The organism is Mesorhizobium sp. B1-1-6 (genome assembly GCF_006443035.1).
Lineage (GTDB): Bacteria > Pseudomonadota > Alphaproteobacteria > Rhizobiales > Rhizobiaceae > Mesorhizobium.
This window is the reverse complement of sequence record NZ_VFWR01000002.1, coordinates 162,702-185,984: the sequence shown is the minus strand read 5'-3', so window position 1 is coordinate 185,984 and position 23,283 is coordinate 162,702. Positions and strand designations below refer to the sequence as shown.

Annotated in this window: 21 protein-coding genes and 1 tRNA gene; 18 read left to right on the top strand and 4 right to left on the bottom strand. The window is 61.6% G+C overall.

The window, feature by feature from the left end; translation table 11 throughout:
- Positions 1–73 precede the first annotated feature (73 nt).
- From FJ979_RS04525 to FJ979_RS04510, 4 genes are read left to right on the top strand one after another with little or no spacing between them, the layout of a single operon-like run.
- Positions 74–268, top strand: coding sequence for a hypothetical protein (locus FJ979_RS04525; RefSeq protein ID WP_140580134.1), 195 nt, complete (start codon positions 74–76; stop codon positions 266–268).
- Positions 265–576: a hypothetical protein gene (locus tag FJ979_RS04520; RefSeq protein WP_140580133.1), complete on the top strand. Its 312-nt coding sequence runs from the start codon at positions 265–267 to the stop codon at positions 574–576. The genes FJ979_RS04525 and FJ979_RS04520 overlap by 4 nt, the downstream gene beginning before the upstream one ends.
- Positions 577–580: 4 nt before the next feature.
- Entirely contained in the window at positions 581–2,866 is a 2,286-nt protein-coding gene (locus FJ979_RS04515; RefSeq protein ID WP_140580132.1) for a hypothetical protein, read from the top strand.
- Positions 2,867–2,911: 45 nt separating this feature from the next.
- Positions 2,912–3,367, top strand: a complete 456-nt coding sequence (locus tag FJ979_RS04510) for a terminase small subunit (RefSeq protein WP_140580131.1) — start codon at positions 2,912–2,914, stop codon at positions 3,365–3,367.
- Between the two features lie 581 nt (positions 3,368–3,948).
- Here FJ979_RS04510 and FJ979_RS04500 read toward each other — a convergent pair.
- The gene (locus tag FJ979_RS04500; RefSeq protein ID WP_140580130.1) at positions 3,949–4,674 is read right to left on the bottom strand and encodes a recombinase family protein; all 726 of its coding nucleotides are present in this window, start codon (positions 4,672–4,674) and stop codon (positions 3,949–3,951) included.
- Between the two features lie 113 nt (positions 4,675–4,787).
- On the opposite strand from FJ979_RS04500, the gene FJ979_RS04495 reads away from it, so the two are divergent.
- From FJ979_RS04495 to FJ979_RS04485, 3 genes are all read left to right on the top strand, one after another.
- The gene (locus FJ979_RS04495) at positions 4,788–5,384 is read left to right on the top strand and encodes an Arm DNA-binding domain-containing protein (RefSeq protein ID WP_140580129.1); all 597 of its coding nucleotides are present in this window, start codon (positions 4,788–4,790) and stop codon (positions 5,382–5,384) included.
- A gap of 35 nt (positions 5,385–5,419) precedes the next feature.
- Complete coding sequence (locus tag FJ979_RS04490) at positions 5,420–5,782, top strand: hypothetical protein (protein WP_140580128.1); 363 nt, start codon at positions 5,420–5,422, stop codon at positions 5,780–5,782.
- 268 nt (positions 5,783–6,050) lie between these two features.
- On the top strand, positions 6,051–6,617 hold the full coding sequence (locus FJ979_RS04485; RefSeq protein WP_140580127.1) for a hypothetical protein: 567 nt from the start codon (positions 6,051–6,053) through the stop codon (positions 6,615–6,617).
- A 549-nt stretch (positions 6,618–7,166) separates the two neighbouring features.
- Here FJ979_RS04485 and FJ979_RS04480 read toward each other — a convergent pair.
- A complete protein-coding gene (locus FJ979_RS04480) occupies positions 7,167–7,769 on the bottom strand; it encodes a hypothetical protein (RefSeq protein ID WP_210241462.1) in 603 nt (200 codons plus the stop codon).
- 485 nt (positions 7,770–8,254) lie between these two features.
- Between FJ979_RS04480 and FJ979_RS04475 the strand changes: the two genes are divergently transcribed.
- The 4 genes from FJ979_RS04475 (at position 8,255) to FJ979_RS04460 (ending at position 15,287) form a co-directional block, all read left to right on the top strand.
- Entirely contained in the window at positions 8,255–9,808 is a 1,554-nt protein-coding gene (locus FJ979_RS04475; protein ID WP_140580125.1) for a class I SAM-dependent DNA methyltransferase, read from the top strand.
- Complete coding sequence (locus FJ979_RS04470) at positions 9,805–11,169, top strand: restriction endonuclease subunit S (protein WP_140580124.1); 1,365 nt, start codon at positions 9,805–9,807, stop codon at positions 11,167–11,169. Before FJ979_RS04475 ends, FJ979_RS04470 begins: the two co-directional genes overlap by 4 nt.
- 409 nt (positions 11,170–11,578) lie before the next feature.
- Positions 11,579–14,788, top strand: coding sequence for a type I restriction endonuclease subunit R (locus FJ979_RS04465; RefSeq protein WP_140580314.1), 3,210 nt, complete (start codon positions 11,579–11,581; stop codon positions 14,786–14,788).
- Between the two features lie 43 nt (positions 14,789–14,831).
- The gene (locus tag FJ979_RS04460; protein WP_140580123.1) at positions 14,832–15,287 is read left to right on the top strand and encodes a hypothetical protein; all 456 of its coding nucleotides are present in this window, start codon (positions 14,832–14,834) and stop codon (positions 15,285–15,287) included.
- 144 nt (positions 15,288–15,431) lie between these two features.
- On the opposite strand, the gene FJ979_RS04455 is transcribed toward FJ979_RS04460, so the two are convergent.
- Positions 15,432–15,521, bottom strand: a tRNA-Ser gene (locus tag FJ979_RS04455).
- A 574-nt stretch (positions 15,522–16,095) separates the two neighbouring features.
- Between FJ979_RS04455 and FJ979_RS04450 the strand changes: the two genes are divergently transcribed.
- The 3 genes from FJ979_RS04450 (at position 16,096) to FJ979_RS04440 (ending at position 17,859) form a co-directional block, all read left to right on the top strand.
- Complete coding sequence (locus tag FJ979_RS04450) at positions 16,096–16,764, top strand: 50S ribosomal protein L21 (RefSeq protein ID WP_140517511.1); 669 nt, start codon at positions 16,096–16,098, stop codon at positions 16,762–16,764.
- A 100-nt stretch (positions 16,765–16,864) separates the two neighbouring features.
- Positions 16,865–17,134, top strand: coding sequence for a 50S ribosomal protein L27 (gene rpmA / locus FJ979_RS04445; RefSeq protein WP_140493012.1), 270 nt, complete (start codon positions 16,865–16,867; stop codon positions 17,132–17,134).
- 137 nt (positions 17,135–17,271) lie between these two features.
- Positions 17,272–17,859, top strand: coding sequence for a GNAT family protein (locus FJ979_RS04440; RefSeq protein ID WP_181168619.1), 588 nt, complete (start codon positions 17,272–17,274; stop codon positions 17,857–17,859).
- 79 nt (positions 17,860–17,938) lie between these two features.
- Here FJ979_RS04440 and FJ979_RS04435 read toward each other — a convergent pair whose 3' ends face one another.
- Positions 17,939–18,808: an endonuclease/exonuclease/phosphatase family protein gene (locus tag FJ979_RS04435; RefSeq protein ID WP_140493018.1), complete on the bottom strand. Its 870-nt coding sequence runs from the start codon at positions 18,806–18,808 to the stop codon at positions 17,939–17,941.
- Positions 18,809–18,937: 129 nt separating this feature from the next.
- Here FJ979_RS04435 and obgE point away from each other — a divergent pair, with 129 nt between their 5' ends.
- The 4 genes from obgE (at position 18,938) to FJ979_RS04410 (ending at position 23,242) form a co-directional block, all read left to right on the top strand.
- A complete protein-coding gene (gene obgE / locus FJ979_RS04430; protein ID WP_140580121.1) occupies positions 18,938–19,969 on the top strand; it encodes a GTPase ObgE in 1,032 nt (343 codons plus the stop codon).
- Positions 19,970–19,976: 7 nt separating this feature from the next.
- Positions 19,977–21,116 carry a glutamate 5-kinase gene (gene proB / locus FJ979_RS04425; protein WP_140517608.1) on the top strand — a complete coding sequence of 380 codons (1,140 nt, stop codon included), beginning with the start codon at positions 19,977–19,979 and terminating at the stop codon, positions 21,114–21,116.
- Positions 21,117–21,119: 3 nt separating this feature from the next.
- A complete protein-coding gene (locus FJ979_RS04420; RefSeq protein WP_140580120.1) occupies positions 21,120–22,406 on the top strand; it encodes a glutamate-5-semialdehyde dehydrogenase in 1,287 nt (428 codons plus the stop codon).
- Positions 22,407–22,654: 248 nt separating this feature from the next.
- Positions 22,655–23,242: a nicotinate-nucleotide adenylyltransferase gene (locus FJ979_RS04410; protein WP_140554968.1), complete on the top strand. Its 588-nt coding sequence runs from the start codon at positions 22,655–22,657 to the stop codon at positions 23,240–23,242.
- Positions 23,243–23,283 lie beyond the last annotated feature (41 nt).

The following is a 23,283-nucleotide window of genomic DNA, read 5'->3' as shown; positions in this document are numbered from 1 at the left end:
TAGGCGAGCCGGAACGTAAGTCCAGCTAGATGCCGCGTCAAGAAGCCGGCCTCCTTCCAAGGAGAACCGAGCCATGCGCGCACCAGATCCAGATCAAACGCTTCTGCAAAAGCGGCTTGAGACATATCAGGCGTTGCTCGATTTGCGCGAGCGCGATGTGGACAAGCTCTATGCGGAAAGCGAAGCCTTTCTGGTCCTGCTCGACTTCCTGCTGTCCGCTGGCCGCATCGAGGCGGCCCGTGAAGCGATTTTAGAGCGCCTGCAATGAGCAAGCGCGCCGTCATCGATTTTGTCGCCATCAATAGCGCCGCGCTCCCGGTGTTGCCTTCACTGCTGGACCGATGGGTTCCCGGTGGCCGCATTGAGGGTCGCGAGTATGTCGTGCGAAACCCCACCCGCAATGATCGCAGCGTAGGCTCGTTCCGGATCAACCTTACCACGGGCCGTTGGGCCGACTTCGCCACCGGAGATGCCGGCGGCGATGTCGTTGCGCTGGCGGCATATCTCCACAAGCTCAGCCAATCGGAAGCGGCGAAACGCATAGCCGCTATGCTTGGCGTTGCCCACGGGACATAACGCTATGAGCGATGACCCCTTCGCACCCTTGGGCGATGAGCTCGCACGTCGAAAACTTGATCCCATATCTGAGGCCGAGTGGGCACCCATGCTCCCTGTCCCGGCCAACGCGCCGAACCTCACAAATGCCCTGATTGAACGCTTGGGACCGGAAGGCGCGTCCCTTACCGTGAGCTGGGCCTACCGCGACGCCGAGGGGAGGTTGCTCGGCCAAATCGCGCGTTACGACCGCCCTGTAAATGGTGCGAAGCCGACGAAGGAGTTCAGACCGTTCACCTACTGCCAGAGACAGGGCAGGCGCGAGTGGCGATGCAAAGGCTTCCCGGAGCCTAGACCCCTCTATGGGCTTGATCGCCTCGCTGGGCGACCCAACGCGCCGGTCATCGTCACGGAAGGCGAGAAGAAGGCCGAGGCCGCGAACAAACTCTTCCCCGACCATGTAGCCGTATCTCCGCCAAACGGATCGAAGTCCGCGAAGAAGGCCGACTGGAGCCCGCTCGCCAACCGCAGCGTGACTATCTGGCCCGACGCCGACGCTCCCGGCGCGGCCTTTGCTGGTGACGCGGCCGAGATGCTTCGCCAGTCGGGAGCGGCATCGGTTCGCTTGGTCAAGCTGATGGAAGGCTTGCCTGTGGGGTGGGACTTGGCCGACGCCCTTCCTGAAGGGGTGGAATATGGTGATCTTGCGGCAATCCTGGCCGAGGCGGAAGAGGTGAGGCAGCCTGACGCGGAGCCTGATACCGAGAGTGCTGGCCGAAATGCAGAACGCGAAGAGCCGAAAGCATCGGCGGCGACCGTTTTGGTGAAGATCGCGGAGGAACTGTACGACCTCGGCATAAGCGTCGAGGGTGAGCCTTTCGGGGTTCCGCGCTCCGGTGCCAAGGTGGTGCAGATGTTGCGCGGCGGAAAGATGTCGTTGCGTAGCCAACTGTCCCGTGAGTATTTCCGGAGGACCCGGCGCGCCGCTCCCCAGCAGGCGTTGGCCGATGCGCTGCTCGTGCTAGAAGGCATCGCACAGGAAAATGAGCCGCAGGTCCTGCACATTCGGGTTGCCCGATGCGCTGAGGCGCAATGGCTCGACCTCGGCGATGGAACCGGGCGGGCAGTTGTCGTCACCAGCGACGGCTGGTCCGTCGAAGACCATGTGCCAGTGCTGTTCAAGCGTACCGAGGTGACAGCTGCGCTACCGGAGCCGGTGAGGGGCGGCTCGCTCGATGAACTCTGGGATTGGCTAAATGTCCCGGATGAAGACAAACCGCTTGTGGCGGCGTGGCTAGTCGCGGCGCTGTATTTCGACATACCGCACCCGATCCTTTCGCTTGGTGGAGAGCAGGGGGCGGGCAAAAGCAGCTTTTCGGGCGTCCTCACCAGACTGATCGATCCATCACCCGTGCCGCTGCGCAAACCGCCTCGCGACGTCGAGGCGTGGGTGACTGCAGCGTCCGGCTCATGGGTGGTCGGGCTTGATAACCTGTCAGTCGTGCCTGATTGGCTGTCCGACGCGCTTTGCCGTGCTGTAACCGGCGATGGAGACGTGAGGCGCAGGCTCTACACCGATGGCGGGCTGTACGTGTTCGCCTTTAGGCGATGCGTGATCCTAAACGGCATCGACCTTGGAGCGATTCGCGGCGATCTGGCGGACCGGCTGCTGTCTATCGATCTTAGGGTCATACCCGACGATGAGCGGCTCAACGAGACCGACTTGTGGCCGAAGTGGGATGCGGTGCATCCTCGCCTTCTGGGCGCGCTCCTCGATCTGACAGCGGGTGTGAAACGTATCCTTCCCTCTGTCCGTCTGGACCGAAAACCCCGTATGGCTGACTTCGCCGATATCCTTGCGGCTGTGGATCGCTTGTTGGGCACTCGTGGTTTGGATCGCTACCTTTCCAAGCAGGGGTCACTGGCAGCAGATACCCTGACAGCCGATCCGTTCATCATGGCGGTTGCAGTTCTTGGAAAGGAGTTCGAGGGCACGGCAGCCCTTCTGCTGGAAGTGGTAACGAAACCCGAGAAGCTGCCGAAAGGCTGGCCCGCCAATGCAAGATTGACCACGGTTCATCTCAAACGCCAAGCGCCAGTTATGCGAAAGGCCGGTTGGCATATCGAGAATGACGAGGGTCGCAACAAGGACGGTGTGGTGACCTGGACGATACGTCCTCCTGAGAAAGCTGGCATTTCAGTCCCGCCATCCCCGCCATCCCCGCCGTCGGTCAGCGTGGCGGGTCAGGCGGGGCAAGCAGGGCAAGAAAACGGACCATCTCAGGACGACAAGGCCTACCACGGTTACTAGGCCGCTATAGCGCGATCTTTGCCGTTGCGGTATTATGGCACCACAATGCCGAAGGACAGGTTGAATATACGGCAGGAGCGTTTCTGCCTTGGCCTCGCCGAAGGCCTTTCCCAATCTCGCGCCTATAAGGAGGCTGGCTACTCGGCGCGCGCCAATGCGGCCGAGGCCAGCGCCTCCCAGCTTCTAAGAAATCCTAAGGTGGCGGCTCGAGTCGACGAGTTGCGAGCTGAGGCCGCAAAGCGGTCAGAGATTACGGTCGACGATCTGGTTGCAGACCTTAACCTTATGTTCAAGCTCGCGCTGGCAACGAAGAACCCTGCCGCTGGCGTGACCGCTGTTATGGGCAAAGCGAAGCTGCTCGGGCTGATCATCGATAGAGCCGAAGTCGCCTCGATGCCCCGCCGCCCGATGCGCGAACCCGGTGAAGTCAAGCAAATGACCCTAGAGGAGTGGACGGCAAAGTTTGCTCCGAAGCGCGACGACGAGGGGACGCTACAGTAAGCAGACGATAGGACGCTGCGCAGTAACCATTATCTGGCGGAAGTCTTGCGGTCGTTTCCCGAATCTTGCCTATTGTGAAAAACGCGGTGAGACGGGGGCTGTCGGCCATGCAGATGAGATTTGCCACTTCATTGTTGGCGCTAGCAGCCTCTTTGGCAATTGCTGGGTGTGTTTCATCGGGCGAGGCAATCCAAGGCCCAAGCGGCAAAGTCATGCAAGAAGCCAAATGCAACGGCTCGCCAAACGTCTGCCTGAAACAAGCGGCTGCAACTTGCAAAGGGCCGTATCAGGTTTTGGACAGTTCCAGCAACGCGGGCGGCTTGATCGCTGACGTGATCCCCGGCCCGGTCACATGGTACCGAATGACGTACCAGTGTGGTCCATCAGACGGACGCATGCCCAGTTTCCCATTTAGAGGGCCTCAGCCGCCCGTGGTGGTAAGAACGACCCCCGCCACGACAACGTGCAACCGTTTTGGAAACAGCGTGACCTGCAACACCTATTGAACAAGGCAATCCGGGTTCCCCCGTTGAGCGTCAAGGTCAAGAGCGGCGGTACTCGGCAGCGCCGCGAGTTAGGGCTTACCAGCGACTTCCGAGAGGCGCTTGCGCTGCTGTGACCGTCTGTTCCGGCGCAGTTGTCTCGCCGCCGCTGCTGCGTTCCAGCACCTTCTTAACCGCCACGTGCGAAAGCGAAATTCCATCTTCGGCCAAGGCTTCGGCGATGGCGCGGAGGGAGAGGCCGTCGTCGCGCAGGGCGCGCATCTTGGCGATGGTCCTTTGCTCGGTTGCGTCCTCGACCAACTCGCCGTCGGCGGCGATCTGATAGCCAAATGGCCGCGCTCCGCCAAGGAACCGGCCGCGCTCGCGCTGGTCCGCCTTGACCTGGCTGATGCGTTCGCGGATGCGGTCCCGTTCGGCTTCCGCAAATGCGCTGGCGATGGTGAAGAACAGCTTCGACAAGCCGTTGCCGGCGATGTCGCCGCCAAGGTCGATCAGATGCAGCTTAACTCCTTTGCTGCGGAGGTCGTCGACGACTTGCAGTGCGTCGAGCGCCGAGCGGAACAGGCGATCAAGCTTCGCGGCAATCACAACGTCTCCGGCCTTCAGCTTGGCGAAGAGTGTCGCGCCTGCCGGGCGGTCCGAAACTGGGACCGACCCCGACACACCTTCCTCGATGACGGTTTCGTCGACTGTGAGCCCGTGCATGAGTGCATAGCCGCTAATCTGGCGCTGCTGCACATCGAGGCTTTCGCCCTCGCTCGCCTGTCTGGCGGTAGAGACACGGGTGTAGGCGTAAACGGTCATTGTCGCCTCTGTAAACGTGTTAACGTGCGTTCTGTATACGAGGCCGGCGACCCGCTTGTAAAGGCCCTTTAACGCGTTTACAGAATTGTTCTAACGAGGAGGCAATTGATGTCATGAAACTTGGGAACCAGACGGTTTTTTCCAAAGACCGCGCCGCCCGTCTCGCTTCGGCGCTCAAGGCCAGTAGCCCGGCTCCTGGCCGTTACGGCGACGGCCGCAATCTCTGGCTGCTCGTCTCGCCGACCGGCGCGAAGTCATGGCTTTTCATTTATCGCGCCGCCAATGGCAAGCAGCGTGAGCTGGGCTTGGGCTCTTTCACTGGCAAGGGCTCGACCGTCTCGGTGGGCCTCAAGGCCGCCCGCCTTGCCGCTGACAAGGTACGCGTCCAGCTTTCCCAAGGCATCGACCCAATTGACGCCAAGAAGGCGGCCAAGAAGGCTGCGCTGGCCGCCTCGGCCACGCTCGCCAAGCGTGGCAACGATGGCGCCGGTATCGATGCACGCCTCGCAGAGTTGCGGTCCCGAAAACCGGAGCTTGCGGGGTTGCTAGAACGGCAGATTGACGCACTGCTTAAGACCGCCGACGAACCTTTGGGCGACGTCGTGAACTCAGCCCAGCCTAAATCCGAACTGCCAAAGAAACGCCGCGTCGGTCGGCCGGCCAAGCCATTGCCAACCCATCTACAGGTTATCGCGGACCGTGAAGCTTAGCGCGCCGGTTCGAACGTTGAGCGACGAAACACAGGATGAACGTGATTTTGCAGCGCCGCGGTGATTTTCTGGAGGCTTTCGGTAAGGATGCTGAGGCGGTGGCAAAAGCGCTCGGCACGGCGGTGACGGAGCGGGACTTGGTGGCGATGGCGACCATCCCAGTTCACGTCCAGGAAGGGAGCTTCGTGGCTCTGCACGCTGCCGGGATAACCCCGCACATCATCGAGCGCGACGAGGGCCTCAAGGCTGCTTGGCGACGCACCCATGCAGACTTTAAAGGCACGGTCGACGGCAAGCGGTCGCTGATGGTGTTTCGTCACGACGGCCCGGCGCTCGTCGCACTCGACGATCTGACACCGGCTGAGATTGCGCGGCTCTATCCGAGGGACGAGTTGTGAAGCGCCCCAGTAACCGGCCCGCCGGGGTTTGTCGGCGGCCGGGGTGGGGTGGCGTTGGGGGGCCCCATGTTCCGGCGCTCGATGTGATTTTCGGCGCTTTCGGCCAGCGATGCGCTTAACCCGCAGCCAGGAGCGGCCATCGTACGGCGCGGCATTTTGACATTCAAATTGTTCTGTCTTGTAACGTGGCATGTTCCATGCCAACGAGCGCGGCCTTCGTGGCTCGTTTGATGCTGCGGATGTGCTGGAGAAGTAGGGCAAGGTGTGGATGAAGAAGCTAATCTCCTCGGTCGCTCTGATTGCAACCATGGCACTGACAGATGTAAGCCACGCGGCAGCGGCTGAAGAAACCGACCTTGCTCGTGATCTTGTTCTAGCCTTCGACGGGTTTTGTTTTCAAACAAGATCGAATTTCGCTCGCACGTCGGAATTATTGGAAACCGAAGCGAAAAAGAAGCTTTCAGTGGACGACCTGCAGCGATTTGGTGGTGCGTCGGACCCGAATACGAAGGTCATAGCGGGATGGGTCGCTTCGTCGCTGGCGGGCAATCCCGTGGTCGTGTCGCTGTCCGAAGGCATCTATCTGGGGGCTTCCGTTAAGATGTGTTCTGTGGTCGGCAATTTCGCACGCGGGAAGTTAGTGGCTGAGTATGTAAAGCGCCTCGTCGGTTCGGCCTATCCGCACACTGAGCAACAGGGTTTTCAAACGTTCAACATGTTCAAGTCTCGGTCGCCCGCCGACATGTTCTACGTCGTGCATGTGTACGGGACTGTCAAAGAGACTGAGATGTTTTCGTCCATAGGCATCATGGTACCGTCAGACCAACTGGACTAGCCGCAACGATCTTGGTCAATATTTGCTCGCCGTCGAGGCTCGCGGCGAACTTGATCTGGAAGAACATCTTCAGGCGATCCTGCGCTCGATGATGCGAAGCTAATCGCGGCTCGACGTGGACTTCGCCACCATGGCAGGGTGGGCGACGGCGGGCGAGACGCATTCGTGTTTGATGACTTTTGAAGCGGCCGACAAAATTCGGCTCATCGACGGGGCCGGCACCAGCGGTTTCTTGCTGGCGGATGAAGCTTCCAGCCTGTTAGTTCTTATGGCTTCAGCGAGAGTTAGCTTCCCATCCCCTATAGACGGAATCGACCGCGATTGCTATATGAACGCACGAAAGCGCCGAAGCTATGGACGCTCCGACGCTATCTCTTTTACCCCTTATGGAAGGGGGCAGCGTGGCCTAGTCCGCCGTTAGGCGGCTATCGGTAATCTCCGGATGATTTGCCAGATCATGCTGTCTCTCCTTTCTTCTGTGCGCCGTGGACGACGCGGGGTGAACTTTCTGGCGAAGCGTCAACTTCGCCGGTGATCTTGAAAACGCCGTCAGCCTTCGGGCTTGGCGGCGTTTCCTTTTTTCTTCAATTCCCGCTCCGAAGCTTGCTTGACCATGTCGACGATCTTGTTGCGGCTGAGATAGCGCCGAACCATCACGGCTAGGTCGGAAATCTGGATAACCAATCGCGTCGGATCATTGCGGCCCAGCTCGCGCATTGCATCATCTAACTCGTTTAGCCCGTAGCAAAAGCGCGGATTGAGAAAGAGAGGACCATCTTCAAGGTCCGACCAGCACTCGCGCAACTCGGCTTTCCTAAGCAGGAAGAACACCGGTGTGTCGTCGTTCCCATCTTCCGCCAAAACTGACTTTTCGAGGGCTTTCTCGTAGTGCTCCCGAAGCGTCGCCTCTAGGTTATGCAGGATGTAAATCGCATCGCCTTGGGTCAAACCGGAATCGATGAAATACAGCCCAAGGACCATGAGGAAAACGCTGAACTGGGTGTATTCGGCTGACTTGCCCCTGCCGACCGCAGCGCTCACTGGGAAGATCGGGGCGGTTACATCGTCGTCAAGGTCAAGAAGCCGCTTTATCCGATTGAGGAACACACGGGGCGGCATCTGCGCGTCCGGCTCATTGGCTCGGTAGCTCATCGCGTTCCAAGCCGCTAGTTCCATCTCCTTTCGCCGATATGTCGATTCGCCCGTCATTGAACCCCAATTAGGGTTTTTAATGGCGGTTCGTCAAGCGAAAACCCCAGAAGGGGTTTATTTGTTAGCGCCGAGGAGGCCGTCGCAATGTTGGATTCAGTCAGGCGAGGAACACAGGAACTATGAAGAGCGCGGTGGCCTGGGCGGCTCTTGACGACTTCCCAAGACGGCAGACTAGCGCTGCGCCGGGCGCTTTCCTGGATGGAATAGCTTTCGTTGGCGAAAAACGCGCGGGAAGAGGCTTGTCCGTTGAACCAGCATCGCTGGGGTTGAGCCGTTCATTGATGGCTTCCCTTCTGAAGGCACAGGTTGTGACCGTTCATCAATAGGAGGACCAGCAGGACTTGGGAAACTAATGTCCGTCAGACTGGTTGCGATTGCACATGTCCGTCGGTAGGTATCGGACGAGTGCTTCAGGGAGGGGCCACATGGCTGGCAACAACGGCAACGGCGATCTGGCATTCACGGCGGAGCTATTCAAGGCGGCGGACAAGCTGCGTGGCAATCTGGAGCCGTCAGAATACAAGCACGTTGCGCTTGGTCTGATCTTCCTCAAGTATATTTCCGACGCCTTCGAGGCGCAGCGGGCGAAGCTCGCGGCGGACGAATACGCCGATCCGGAAGACCCCGAGGAATATCTGGCTGAAAGCGTGTTCTGGGTGCCGAAGGAGGCCCGCTGGCCATTCCTGCAAGGCAGTGCCAAACGACCTGAAATCGGCAAGCTGATCGACGAGGCGATGGAGGCCATCGAGAAGGCCCCGTCGAATGAAGGGCTAAAGGGCGTCCTTCCGAAAAACTACGCCCGCCCGACGCTGAACAAGACGATGCTTGGCGAACTGATCGACCTGTTTTCCAACATCGGCATGCATGACGGCACCGACAAGGCGAAAGACCTGCTTGGGCGGGTCTACGAGTATTTCCTGTCGGGCTTCGCCAGCTCGGAAGGAAAGCGCGGCGGCGAGTTCTTCACGCCCCGTTCTGTCGTGCGCACGCTGGTCGAAATGCTCGAACCCTACAAGGGCCGCGTCTACGATCCGTGCTGTGGCTCCGGCGGCATGTTCGTGCAGTCGGAAAAGTTCATCGAAGAGCATGGCGGGCGGCAGCATGACATCGCCGTCTATGGACAGGAGATCAACCACACGACGTGGCGACTGGCCAAGATGAACCTCGCGGTGCAGGGGATTGATGCCGATATCCGCTGGAACAACGAGGGCAGCTTCCACCGCGACGAACTGCCCGACCTGAAGGCCGATTTCATCCTCGCCAATCCGCCGTTCAACATCTCGGATTGGGGTGGGGAGCGGCTGGCGGGCGATGCCCGCTGGAAATATGGCGCCCCGCCCAAGGGCAACGCCAATTTCGCCTGGCTCCAGCACATCCTGCACCATCTCGCCCCGCGTGGCACGGGCGGCGTGGTGCTGGCCAACGGCTCGATGTCGTCGCAGCAGTCCGGCGAAGGCGACATCCGAAAGGCGATGGTCGAGGCGGACGTGGTGGATTGCATGGTCGCCCTGCCGGGGCAGTTGTTCTTCTCAACGCAAATCCCAGCCTGCCTGTGGATACTGGCGCGCGACAAGAGCGCCAATGGGCACCGTGACCGGCGCGGCGAAATCCTGTTCATCGACGCCCGAAAGTTGGGCTTCATGGTGGATCGCGTGCGCCGTGAGTTCAGCGCCGAGGATATCGACAAAATCGCAGGGGGCTACCATCGCTGGCGAGCCAAGCCAGAGACACGGGCGGCGAAAGGCTGGGCCGAGTATGTCGACCAGTCTGGCTTCTGCAAATCCGCCACGCTGGCTGAGGTCCGCGAGCACGGACACATTCTGACGCCCGGACGCTATGTCGGCGCGGGTGACATCGAAGATGACGGCATATCGTTCGCCGAGAAGTTCGCGGAACTGCGGGAGCGACTACAGGAACAGTTCGTAGAAGGGCGAGCGCTGGAAGAGCGAATCGAGCAGTCATTGGGAATGTTGTTATGAGCTACCCACAAAAGCTCATTGGAGATTTTTGCCGTGAAGGTATTGTCGAGTTGCAAACCGGCCCGTTTGGCTCACAACTGCATTCATACGACTATGTCGAGGACGGTGTGGCTGTTGTTCCGACGGAAGCTATTAAAGACCGACGGATCGTGCCTGATGCTTTGCCGAGAGTGGCTCGTGCGACGGCAGACCGCCTTTCGAAGCATAAGCTCGTTCTAGGTGACATCCTGTTCGCGAGACGGGGAGCACAAGCTACCGGCCAGACGGCCATCGTTCGTGAAGAGGATGCCGGCGCCATATGCGGGACCGGAGCTATCCGGCTTCGGGTCCGAGGAAAACAATCCTCGCTCCTTCCAGCCTTCCTCTCTCATTTCCTTTCGTCACCAGAAGCGGTTGCATGGATACGGGCGCAGGCCATCGGCGCAACAATGCCGAACCTGAATGAGGGCATCATCAAACGGATTGCCGTTCCTACGCCGCCGTTTGAACTGCAAACTCAAATGGCAACCATGCTCGACGATCTTGACGACAAGATCGAACTGAACCGCCGCATAAACGAAACGCTGGAGGCGATGGCGCAGGCCATCTTCTGCGATTGGTTTGTGGATTTCGGCCCGACACGCCGGAAGATCGAGGGCGCGACCGATCCCATCGTCATCATGGGTGGCCTGGTCGTCGATCCCAACGTGGCGCGACAACTGGCAGATCTTTTTCCAACGCTCATGGATGAAAATGGGCTTCCGAAGGGATGGCGATTGGCCCAAATATCGTCGGTGACTGCCATGTTAAAGCGTGGTCTGGCACCAAAGTACGCAGACGAAGGTATCCCGGTTGTTAACCAGCGATGCATACGCGATAGAAGTGTCGACCTCAGCTTCGCTCGTCAGCACGGAGCTGACAGGCCAGTGCCAAAAGACCGGCTGCTTCAATTGGGTGACGTGCTGGTAAACTCCACGGGAGTTGGCACGCTTGGTCGCGTTGCCACCGTGCGACAATTGCCAGGGCCTGCCACGGCCGACAGCCATGTAACGATTTGCAGGGTGGACGGCACAAAAATCTCACCTGCCCTTGTATCGCTGTTTCTAGAGGCCAGTGAAGACGTGATTGCAGGAATGGGACAGGGTTCAACGGGGCAGACTGAACTAAGTCCCGCATCACTTGGTGCACTTGCCCTCGCAGTTCCCTCGCCGGAGGTGCAACGCTCATTCGAGAACTTCATCATGCCGATGCGAGAGCTGTCGTCGTCAAATAGCGACCAGAACCGTATTCTCGTGGCCACTCGTGACTTGCTGCTGCCAAAGCTGATGTCAGGCGAAATTCGCCTCCGCGAGGCCGAAAGACGGCTTGAGGCGGCCCAGTGATGGCCCCCCAATCAGCGCTGCAGAAATACTGCCAAGACCGCCTTGATTGCGACGCTGCGATTCACGGCTCCGGCCATCAGAATGTTCACGCCCGTCGGTACCTGCTGCCAAGAACCGGCGCTGATCCGATGGAGGTCGCCATCATCGTCAAGCCTGACAGTAAGCTTCAGATTTGGTGTGAGGCGGATGGCGTGGACCTATCAAGGTTAAGCGGGCTCCGACCAGAAAAGCGCCCTGGCAGCGAAACATACTCGACCGACAATGGGAGCGGCAACCGGCGTTACGGGCGGCACAGCGCGCTCAAGACATTCGACCGTCTCCACCGAGGGGACGCACTCAGGTTCGTGCCCGAAACCATTGGGGAAGTGGATCGCATCCTGGACGCGCTTGCCGGCCGGAGCCCGCCGTGATGGGGCCGGGGGGCAAAGACATCGTTTACGAGCAGATCGAGGCCGACTACTCCCGGTCCGGCTTCCGCGAGGATATCGTCGAGGATGCTGCCATCGCCATTTTCGAGGAGCTTGGCTACGTCTACGCACCTGCTGCCGTGATCGCGCCCGACGGCTCCGCGCCGGAGCGTGAGGCTTACTCCGACACCATCCTGACATCGCGGTTGACGGCTGCGGTCGAACGCCTGAACCCCAACATCCCGGCCGAGCCGCGTGCGTCCGCCATCAAGCAGCTTTTCGTGACGGTCACGCCATCGCTGGTCGAGGAAAACCGACGCATCCATCGCCTTCTCACCGAAGGCGTCGATGTCGAGTTCGTTGTGGCCGACGGGGAAATCAAGGGCGACAAGGTCTGGCTGATCGATTTCGACAATGTGGACAACAACGACTGGCTGGTGACGAACCAGTTCACCGTGGTTGAGGGCCGCCACAAGCGCCGGCCCGACATTGTCGCGTTCGTTAACGGCCTGCCGCTTGTCATCATCGAGTTGAAGAACGCAGGAGACGAGACAGCGGACATCAGCGCTGCCTTCAACCAGCTTCAGACCTACAAGGCGCAGGTGCCGTCACTTTTCCGCACCAACGCGGTGCTGCTCGCCTCAGACGGCGTGCTGGCCCGTATCGGCTCGCTGACCGCCGACGAGGAGCGCTTCATGCCCTGGCGCACGGTCACGGGCGCGGATGGCGATTTCACGCCGCATGGCCCGCGCGAGATGGCAACTTTGTTGCGCGGCGTGTTCGACCGCCAGCGGTTCTTGTCCCTGCTGCGTGACTTCATCGTCTTTGGCGACAGGGGCGAGGGGCCCTTCAAGATCATCGCCGGATACCATCAGTTCCACGGCGCGACCAAGGCGCTCGCCAGCACCGTTGAAGCGGCTCGTCCCGGCGGTGATCGCAAGATCGGCGTGATTTGGCATACGCAAGGTTCCGGCAAGAGCCTGCTGATGGCCTTCTTCGGCGGCCTCATCGTGCGGTCGAAGGAGTTGCAGAACCCTACGCTGGTGGTGCTGACCGACCGCAACGACCTCGACGATCAGTTGTTCGGCACCTTCAGCCTGTGCCGCGACCTGATCCGCCAGAAGCCGGAGCAGGCTGACAGCCGGGACGAACTGCGCCGCCTCCTCAATCGCTCGTCTGGCGGCGTGATCTTCACCACGGTGCAGAAATTCTCTCCCGACGCCGGGGAGGAGAGTTTTCCAATGCTGACCGACCGGCGCAACGTCATCGTGATCGCCGATGAGGCGCATCGCAGCCAGTATGGCTTCGATGCCAAGCTCGACAAGGCGACGGGCAAACGCCGCTACGGCTACGCGCACTACATCCGGCAAGCGATGCCCAACGCCTCCTTCATCGGCTTCACCGGCACTCCGATTGAGGCCGATGACGTGAACACGCCCGCGATCTTCGGCGAGTACATCGACGTTTATGACATCAGCCGGGCGGTGGAGGATGGGGCGACCGTTCCGATCTTCTATGAGAGCCGATTGGCGCGCATCGAACTCGACGAGGATGAGAAACCGCGCATCGACGCCGAAATCGAGGCCATCCTAGAAGACGACGAGCTATCGGAGCAGGAAAAGCAGAAGGCCAAATGGACGACCGTCGAACGGCTCGTCGGTGCCGAAAAGCGGCTGTCGCAGATCGCCGCCGATCTGGTCGCACATCTTGAGTCCCGCATCGCCGGCATGAACGGCAAGGCGATGGCCGTCTGCATGAGCCGCCGCATCTGCGTCGACCTCTACAAGCAGATCGTCGCGCTGCGGCCCGAGTGGCACTCCGACGATGACGACAAGGGCGCGATCAAGATCGTCATGACCGGTTCGGCATCCGACCCGCTGGAATGGCAGCCGCATATCGGCAACAAAAAGCGGCGCGACGACCTCGCCAAGCGAGCCCGCGACCCCGACGATCCGCTCAAGCTGGTGATCGTGCGCGACATGTGGCTGACCGGCTTCGACGCGCCCTGCATGCACACCATGTACATCGACAAGCCGATGCGCGGCCACGGCCTGATGCAGGCGATTGCGCGCGTCAACCGGGTATTCAGGGACAAGCCAGGCGGCCTGATCGTGGACTACATCGGCATCGCCCAGAACCTGAAGAACGCGCTTGGCCAGTACACCCAGTCCGATCAGGAAAAGACCGGCATCGACGAGGAGGAAGCCGTCGCCGTCCTGATGGAGAAGTACGAGGTCGTGCGCGGCATGTTTCATGGCCACGACTATAGCCTCGGGATTAGTGGCCAGCCTCAGCAGCGGCTCGTCGCGCTGGCGGATGCCATCGATTGGATACTGAAATGGCAGCAGCAGGAGGCTGCCAAGCTCACGAGCGCGGACGACAAGAAAAGGGCTCACCGCCGCTTTTCTGACGCCGTGCTGGAACTGAGCAAAGCGTATGCACTGGCGTCGGCCAGCGACAAGGCACGAGCCATTCGTGACGAGGTCGGCTTCTTTCAGGCCGTCCGGGCTGCGCTGGTCAAGACCACGGCCACCGGCAAGATGTCTGACCGGGCCAAGAGCTTCGCTGTGGAGCAATTGTTGAACCAAGCCGTCGCCAATGCCGAGATCGTGGACATACTGAAGGCGGCCGGCATCCAGTCGCCGGACATCTCGATCCTGTCGGATGCGTTCTTGGCCGATATCCAGAAATTGGAGAAGAAGAACCTTGCGCTGGAGGCCCTGAAGAAGCTCCTCAACGGCGAAATCAGAAGCCGGTCGCGATCAAACGTGGTGGAGGCAAGGTCTTTTTCACAACGGCTGGAAGAGGCTGTCTCCCGCTACCATGCCAACGCCATCTCGACGGTGGAAATGATCCAAGAACTGATCGCGCTGGCGAAAGACATCAAGGCATCCGCCGCACGCGGGGAGGAACATGGACTTTCGCCGGAAGAATTGGCCTTCTATGACGCCCTTGCCGAGAATGAGAGTGCCGTCGAAGCAATGGGCAGTGCCCAATTGCGCGTCATCGCCCATGAGCTTGTCGAGCAGATGCGCGGGTCAGCGACCGTCGACTGGCAGCACAAGGCGACAGCCCGCGCCCGCATGCGCGTGCTGGTCAAGCGCATCTTGAAGAAATACGGCTACCCGCCTGACCTCGAACAGGAGGCTGTGCAGACCGTGCTGGCGCAGGCGGAAACGCTTCTGCGCGAAGTGATGGTTCCGGCGAAATAGGGTTAGCCGTACGAGGCAAGCCGAAGGGGAGTTCCGCAAGTCAATGGACACCGTTCAACGGCAAAGGCTGGAGCGTATCGCGTGGAACCGAGCGACCGCCACCCGCAACAATGATGAACGATGGTCGTTCCTTTTTCGGACGCAGGGCAGGATCGGCTATTTCTTCTGCCCCTTTCCTGCGGTCGACCAGTTCGACGGTGATCTTGAGGGCTTAAATCTCTCGTGGAAATCACGACGTGTCGCGCAGATCGATGCCGGTGCAGATCTTACGTCCGAGGAATATGGCGAGTGGCGACGTGCGTATTGCGACCGGCAGGTCGAGACTGGTGCGGACGGCGTTTGGCCTGTCTGGATCGTTCCGATCAGGTTGGAAGGCCAGATTGCGGGTTACGCCACCTTTCTTTGCCAGCAGGATGATCCCTCGCTGGGGGGCGTGTACGAGACCATCGAGCAGGCGGAAGCGGTGCTGTCTGAACAAGGCGCATTGAAACGAAGCTAACTGCTGCCCTGAGGGTGCGGCAGGCTGTCGCGGTTGATGGCAAAAAACAGCGTACAACGCGACAGTAAAGTAGGAACAGGAGTGGGAGCCGAATTCGACCTATCCCGAAAACCAAAACAAAAACAAAACGTTATGGAAGATCAATGGCGGAGAGGGAGGGATTCGAACCCCCGATGGGCTTGCACCCATGCCGCATTTCGAGTGCGGTGCATTCGACCACTCTGCCACCTCTCCGCGGTCATGGTCAGCCGTTGCCGGCGCGGCGCACTAGATAACGGCTGAACGGGCAGGTTACAAGGCCAAATCGGCTGGAAACTCAGCTTGCGTCAGAGGCTGGCCCGGAGCGACGCCGTCCCGACCGCGGTAGACGATGCCGGACACTGCGCCGGCCAGGAAACCGGCCAAGATTTCGAACTCCGATTAACGAGGCATAGGGACGCCAGTCCGGCGGTGCCGGCGACCTCCTGATAGGAATTTTTTCTTGACGGGATGAAGGCAACTATGGTAGAGATCTGGTTATGGTGCTGAGTTGCGCCAGGGACCCGCCGCACAAGCGGGTTTTTCCGTTCAAGGCTCCATCAACAGCGCGCCGACGAAAGCTCCGAAGGAACCCGTTAGCCCGGATTCGTTGCCCTGAGAATCTGGCCGTTTGCCTTGACTCGCAACAAACCTTCGGTTAGGGACAGCGCGCAATCGGCGTGGAGGGTTCTTCCGCGCCGCTTGTTTTTTGAACCCGCAGACTGACAAAAAGACGGCCGAACCGCCACAGGCGGTTCATCGAGGCCGACCGAACAGCGAAAGGCAAAAAATGTTCGCAGTCATCAAAACGGGCGGCAAGCAGTATCGCGTCGCCGCCAACGATCTCCTGAAGATCGAAAAAGTCGAAGCCAATGTCGGCGATATCGTCGAGATCGGCCACGTGCTCGCGCATGGCGAGGGCGAGAATGTCACGTTCGGCGCACCGTTCGTCGACGGCGCGGTTGTCACCGCCGAGGTCGTCGAGCAGGGCAAGAACCGCACGGTCATCGCCTTCAAGAAGCGCCGCCGCCAGAATTCGCGCCGCAAGATCGGCCATCGCCAGTTGCTGACCACGGTCAGGATCTCCGAGATCCTGCTGGGTGGCGCCAAGCCGGCCAAGAAGGCCGCTGCCAAGGCGGAAGCCAAGGCCGAGGTAGCCGCCGACGCGGCGCCGAAGGAAGCCAAGGCCAAGAAGGACGCCCCGAAGGAAGAGGCAAAGGCCGAGACCGCGGCAGCGCCGCTGTTCAAGGCGCCGAAGGGCGAGCCGGACGATCTGACCGTGATCAAGGGCATTGGCCCGGTCGCCGCCAAGGATCTCAACGAACAGGGCATCATCACCTTCGCGCAGCTCGCCAAGCTGACCGAGAAGGATGTGGCCAAGATCGACGAGAACATGCCGTTCAGCGCCGACCAGATCAAGGACTGGCGCGAGCAGGCCAAGGAACTGGCGAAGAAGTAAGGCGAACCGGCGCGAAACGTCGCCGGATCGGACTTGAAACGGAACGCGAACGCGTTCATAAGACCATTCAAGCGCCCCTGGGCGCATCGGAGTTAGTTAGATGGCACACAAGAAAGCTGGCGGCTCGTCGCGCAACGGTCGCGACTCGCATTCCAAGCGTCTGGGCGTGAAGAAGTTCGGCGGCGAAGCCGTCATCCCGGGCAACATCATCATTCGTCAACGCGGCACCACCTGGCATCCCGGCGTCAACGTCGGCATGGGTACCGACCATACGCTTTTCGCGCTCGAAGCCGGCGCCGTGACGTTCAACAAAAAAGCCAACGGCCGAACCTACGTATCGGTCAACCCGATTACCAAAGCAGCGGAGTAGCCGGTTCCGCACCACAACACCGGCAGCCCATCTCGGGAACCGGTGTCTGGAAGCCAGAAGGTTTGGCAAAGCCAGGAAAAGGATCAGGGGAGATGGGTTTCCATCTCCCTTTTTTCTTGTGCCTGGAGGACTTTGACATGGTTGCCGAAGCGGAAGACTCAGAAGACGAAAGTTATGCAATCGATTGCCCGGTGCTGGCCACCGAGCGGCTGGTGATGCGGGCTCCGCGCGAAAGCGATATCGCGCAACTGGTCGAGCTCGCCGACAACCGTCATGTCGCCGAGATGCTGGCGCGCATGCCGCATCCCTATGGCGAGGCCGAGGCACGCGCTTTCCTGGCCATGACCAAGTCGCGCCGCGCCGGCATCGCCTATGCGCTGACGCTGGCCGGCACCGAAAGCTTCGTCGGCTGCGCCGGATTGAACACCACCGACCGCGGACTGGAGCTCGGCTACTGGATCGGAGAACCCTACTGGAAGCGCGGCTTCGCCACCGAGGCATCGCACGCCCTGGTCGATCTCGCGTTCCAGCGGACAAACATCCAGGTGCTGCATGCCTCGACGCGGGTCATCAATCCGGCCTCGCGCCGGGTGATCCACAAATGCGGGTTCCAGTACGCCGGCCAGGGCATGCTGAACTCGATCGTCGCCGGCCAGGTGCCGGTCGAACGTTACCGCCTCGACCGGAAGACATGGACCAGCCTGCGCAACTGGGTGCATTTTTAATGTGTGCCGATATTCAGGTGAGGCCGGCCTGACCTGAATCTCAACACATATCGGGTACGGCCAGATCGAGAATTTGGGCTCAGCCCAGTTCGGCCCATACCGGCAGATGGTCCGAGCCAACAGCCTTTCGGTCGACCCACAGGCGCTTCAGCGACCGGGCAAGCGAGGCGCTGGTGAAGATATAGTCGATACGCTTGTGGCGGTCGGTATTGCCGGGGTCCTTGGGGTCGACCCAGCTGACGAGATCGTCGCCGGCGACATTGAGGCGCACGGCGGCGTCGACGGCGAAATCAGCGGTCAGCGGCATGCCGAATTCGTGGTCCGGCCGGCCGGCGAGTTCGACATATTCGGGCGATCCGGCCAGCATGTTGAAGTCGCCCATGCCGACGAAGGCCTCGGGGTGCGGCAGTTCCGGCAGGCCGATCTCGGCGACGCCGGACAGCGCGCCGCCTTCAAGCGCATAGTTCAACAGGCGCCGGCGCAGGAACTGGATCTGGCTGGCGCGCTCGACCGGGCTGCGGTGATCGAGATGGATGGAATAGAAGCGGATGAAACCAAGCGGCGTCTCGATCAGCGCCTCCAGCGCGCCGCGCTGGAAGTTCATCATCTCGAAGCTGCGGCTGCGCGGCAGGAGCAGGTTGCGCGACAGATGAATGGGCGTCTTCGACAACACCATGTTGCCGAGCTGGAAGGTGGTGGTGATGGCGCGGCCGTTTTCGATGCGCGAGCCGATATTGGCCTCGAAATTGCTGCCATAGACGGCGAAATAGTCGGGCAGCGCTTCGCCGATCTCGGCGACCATGTCGCGTCCGCCGTTCCTGGGATTGTTGCGGGTGACCTCCTGCAGCGCGATGACATCGGCGCCGCGCACGGCGTCGGCGATACGCCCGACATCGTACTGCCCATCGAGGCCGATGCCGTACTGGATGTTGTAGGTTACAAGCTTCATGCCGACATCTCCGGCCAACCCCACGCGGCCACTGTCACAAAACGGCCTCGCCCTTCGCCGCGCCTTGGTTTAGAGCAAGGCGCAAGGTTTAGAGCAATGCCGCAAGGCCAATAAAGAAACTGCTGTCCGATGAAATTTCTCGATCAAGCCAAGGTCTATGTCCGCTCCGGCGACGGGGGCGCGGGTTCCGTGTCGTTCCGGCGCGAGAAATTCATCGAGTTTGGCGGACCGGACGGCGGCGATGGCGGCCGCGGCGGCGACGTCTGGCTGGAAGCGGTCGACGGGCTGAACACGCTGATCGACTACCGCTACCAGCAGCATTTCAAGGCCAAGACCGGCACTCATGGCATGGGCCGCAACATGACCGGCGCCAAGGGCGCCGACGTCACGCTGAAAGTGCCGGCTGGAACGCAGGTGTTCGAAGAGGACAACGAGACGCTGATCTGCGACCTCACCGTGGTCGGCCAGCGCTTCCTGCTGGCCAAGGGCGGCAATGGCGGCTTCGGCAACCAGCACTTCAAGACCTCGACCAACCAGGCGCCGCGCCGCGCCAATCCGGGTCAGCCCGGCGAGGAGCTCAACATCTGGCTCAGGCTGAAGCTGATCGCCGATGCCGGGCTGGTCGGGCTGCCCAATGCCGGCAAGTCGACCTTTCTCGCCGCCGTCACCGCCGCCAAGCCGAAGATCGCCGACTATCCCTTCACCACGCTGCATCCGGGCTTGGGGGTGGCACGCATCGATGCGCGCGAATTCGTCATCGCCGACATTCCCGGCCTCATCGAAGGCGCGCATGAGGGCGTCGGCATCGGCGATCGCTTCCTTGGCCATGTCGAGCGCACGCGCGTGCTGCTGCACCTGGTGTCGGCGCAGGAGGAGAACCCCGGCAAGGCCTACAAGACCGTGCGCGCCGAACTCGAAGCCTATGGCCATGGCTTGACCGACAAGGCCGAGATACTGGCCCTTTCGCAGGTCGACACGCTTGATGCGGATGAGCGCAAGAAGAAGGTCGCGTCGCTGAAGCGCGCCGCCGGCCGTGCGCCGATGCTTCTGTCGGCGGTCACCGGCGAAGGGGTCGAAGCGGTGCTGCGCGCGCTGATGGCGGTGGTGGCCGAAGCGCGCGACGCGATCGCGGCGCCGGTCGACACGCGCTGGGAAAAATAGCATGACCGTGCAGTCGCTGAAGAAATACCGACGCATCACCGTCAAGATCGGTTCGGCGCTTCTGGTCGACCGCACCGCTGGGCTGAAGCGCGACTGGCTGGCGTCGCTGGCCGACGACATCGCCGTGCTGGCTCAAGGCGGCGCGGAAATCCTGGTCGTGTCGTCGGGCGCCATCGCGCTGGGCCGGACCATTCTGGATCTTGGAAAAAGGGCGCTGAAGCTCGAGGAGAGCCAGGCGGCCGCAGCCGTCGGCCAGATCGCGCTGGCCGGCGCCTGGTCGGATGCGCTTGGCAAGGGCGGGTTGAAATCGGGCCAGATCCTGCTCACGCTTGGCGACACCGAGGAGCGCCGCCGCTACCTCAACGCCCGGGCGACGATCTCGACGCTCTTGAAGATGAAGGCGGTGCCGGTCATCAACGAGAACGACACCGTGGCGACCTCCGAGATCCGCTATGGCGACAATGACCGGCTGGCCGCGCGGGTGGCGACGATGATGGGCGCCGACCTTTTGGTGCTGCTCTCGGATATAGACGGTCTCTACACCGCGCCGCCGGCGCGTGACCCGGAGGCCAAATTCGTCGCGGTGGTCGATCGCATCACGCCTGAGATCGAAGCGATGGCGGGTGCCGCGGCTTCCGAACTGTCGCGCGGCGGCATGCGCACGAAGCTCGACGCCGGCAAGATCGCCACCGCGGCCGGCACGGCCATGATCATTACCGCCGGCACGCGGCTTTCGCCGCTGATGGCGATCGAGCGCGGCGAGCGCGCCACCTTCTTCCGGCCGAGCGCCAACCCGGTGAAAGGCTACAAGAGCTGGATCGCCGGCCAGCTCGAACCGGCGGGAAGGCTCACCGTCGATGCCGGCGCCGTCGGGGCGCTGACATCGGGCAAGTCGCTGCTGCCGGCCGGTGTCAAGCTGGTCAGCGGCAATTTCTCGCGCGGCGATACGGTGGCGATCCTGTCGCCCGAGGGTCGCGAGATCGCCCGCGGGCTGGTTGCCTATGATGCCGCGGATGCCGTAAGGATCGCAGGCCTGAAGACAACCGAAATCGAGACCGTGCTCGGCTACGAGGCGCGTTCGGCGATGATCCACCGCGACGACCTTGTGGTCAGCCTCGCGGGCGACCAAGTAACGAGCGGAGGATGAGCCATGCTGAAGCTGCATGAAAAATCCCGGAACGATACAGTGGCGACCATGGCCGACCTCGGCCGCCGTGCCCGCGCTGCCGCACGACCGCTGGCCATCGCCACGACAGCCGCCAAGAACGCGGCACTTGCCGCCATGGCGGAGGCGATCATCGCCCGCGAGCGAGCCATACTCGACGCCAACGCCAACGACATCGCGAACGGGCATGAAGCCGGCCTCTCGGCGTCCTCCATGGACCGGCTGAAACTCAATCCCGCCCGCATCCGCGCCATGGCCGAAGGCATTCGCGAAATTGCCGAACTCGGCGATCCGGTCGGTGACGTGATCGCCAGTTGGGAGCGGCCGAACGGCCTCAGGATCGAACGCGTGCGCACGCCGCTCGGCGTCATCGGCGTCATCTACGAGAGCCGGCCGAACGTCACGGCGGATGCCGGCGCGCTCTGCCTCAAGGCCGGCAACCCGGTGATCCTGCGCGGCGGCTCGGATTCGCTGAACTCGTCGTCGGTGATCCACGCTTGCCTGGTCGACGGCTTGAAGGCAGCCGGCCTGCCGCAGGACGCCATCCAGCTTGTGCCGACCGCCGACCGCGCCGCCGTCGGCGAAATGCTGAAAGGCCTCGGCGGCAATCTCGACGTCATCATCCCGCGCGGCGGCAAGAGCCTGGTCGAGCGGGTGCAGACCGAGGCCCGGGTGCCGGTCTTCGCGCATCTCGAAGGCATCTGCCATCTCTATGTCGACCGCTCGGCCAAGCTCGACATGGCAGTCGGCATCGCCGTCAACGCCAAGATGCGGCGCACCGGTGTCTGCGGCGCGGCCGAAACGCTGCTGGTCGACCGTGCGGTTGCCTCCACCCACCTGGTGCCGATCCTCGACGCCTTGCGCGCCGCCGGCTGCGAGATCCATGCCGATGCCGAGGTGCTGAAGCTGTTCTTCGACGCCAAGCCGGCGACCGATGCCGACTGGGTCACCGAATATCTCGACGCCGTCATCGCGGTGAAGCTGGTCGACGGTGTCGCTGGCGCAATCGAGCATATCGAGACTTTCTCCTCCCATCACACCGAGGCGATCGTCGCCGAGGACGCGCAGGCGGTGGAACGGTTCTTCAACGAGATCGACTCGGCGATCCTGCTGCACAATGCCTCAACGCAGTTCGCCGATGGCGGCGAGTTCGGCATGGGCGCCGAGATCGGCATCGCCACCGGCAAGATGCACGCGCGCGGGCCCGTTGGCGTCGAGCAACTGACCTCGTTCAAATACCGCGTGCGCGGCTCGGGACAGGTGAGGCCTTGACGCTTTTCGTCCAAAGGGCCTGAAGCTTGCGCCCAGCCACCCCCCTCTGTCCTGCCGGACATCTCCCCCGCAAAGGGGGAGATCGGCTGACATTTTTGGTTTCGCCGATCTTCAATGCTCCAAGATTTGTGCCTTCACCGAAGCTGCTAATCTCCCCCCTTGCGGGGGAGATGTCCGGCAGGACAGAGGGGGGTGCCTAGCGAATGCTTTCCCTGCTTGAGCAACCTATCCCGTCCAGCTACCTCAAAATGCCGCATGCCGGCAAAGGCCTTGCCGTCGGCCTGTTCGGCGGCTCGTTCAATCCGCCGCATGCCGGCCACGCGCTGGTCGCCGAGATCGCGCTCAGGCGGCTGGCGCTCGATCAGTTGTGGTGGATGGTCACCCCGGGCAATCCGCTGAAGAACACGCACGAGCTGGCGCCGCTGGCCGAACGGCTGTGCCTGTCCGAGAAGATCGCCAAGAACCCGAAGATCAAGGTCACCGCCTTCGAAGCGGCGCATCATGTGCGCTACACCGCCGACGCGCTGGCGCTGGTCAAGGCGCGCAATCCCGGCGTCGACTTCGTCTGGATCATGGGCGCCGACAGCTTGCGCGATTTCCACCGCTGGCAGCGCTGGCGCGAAATCGTCATGACCTTCCCGATCGCGGTCATCGACCGTCCGGGCGCGACGCTGTCGTTCCTGTCGTCGGTCGTGGCCAAGACCTTCGACTATGCCCGCGTCGACGAAGGCGATGCGCCGAGGCTCGCCCGCATGAAGGCGCCCGCGTGGACCTTCATCCACGGCCCGCGCTCGTCGCTGTCGTCGACGGCTATCCGCGAGCAGGCGAAGGGCTGATCGGTACGCACAGCGCCCTTTCTTCGCAAGGAGGAAGGCAA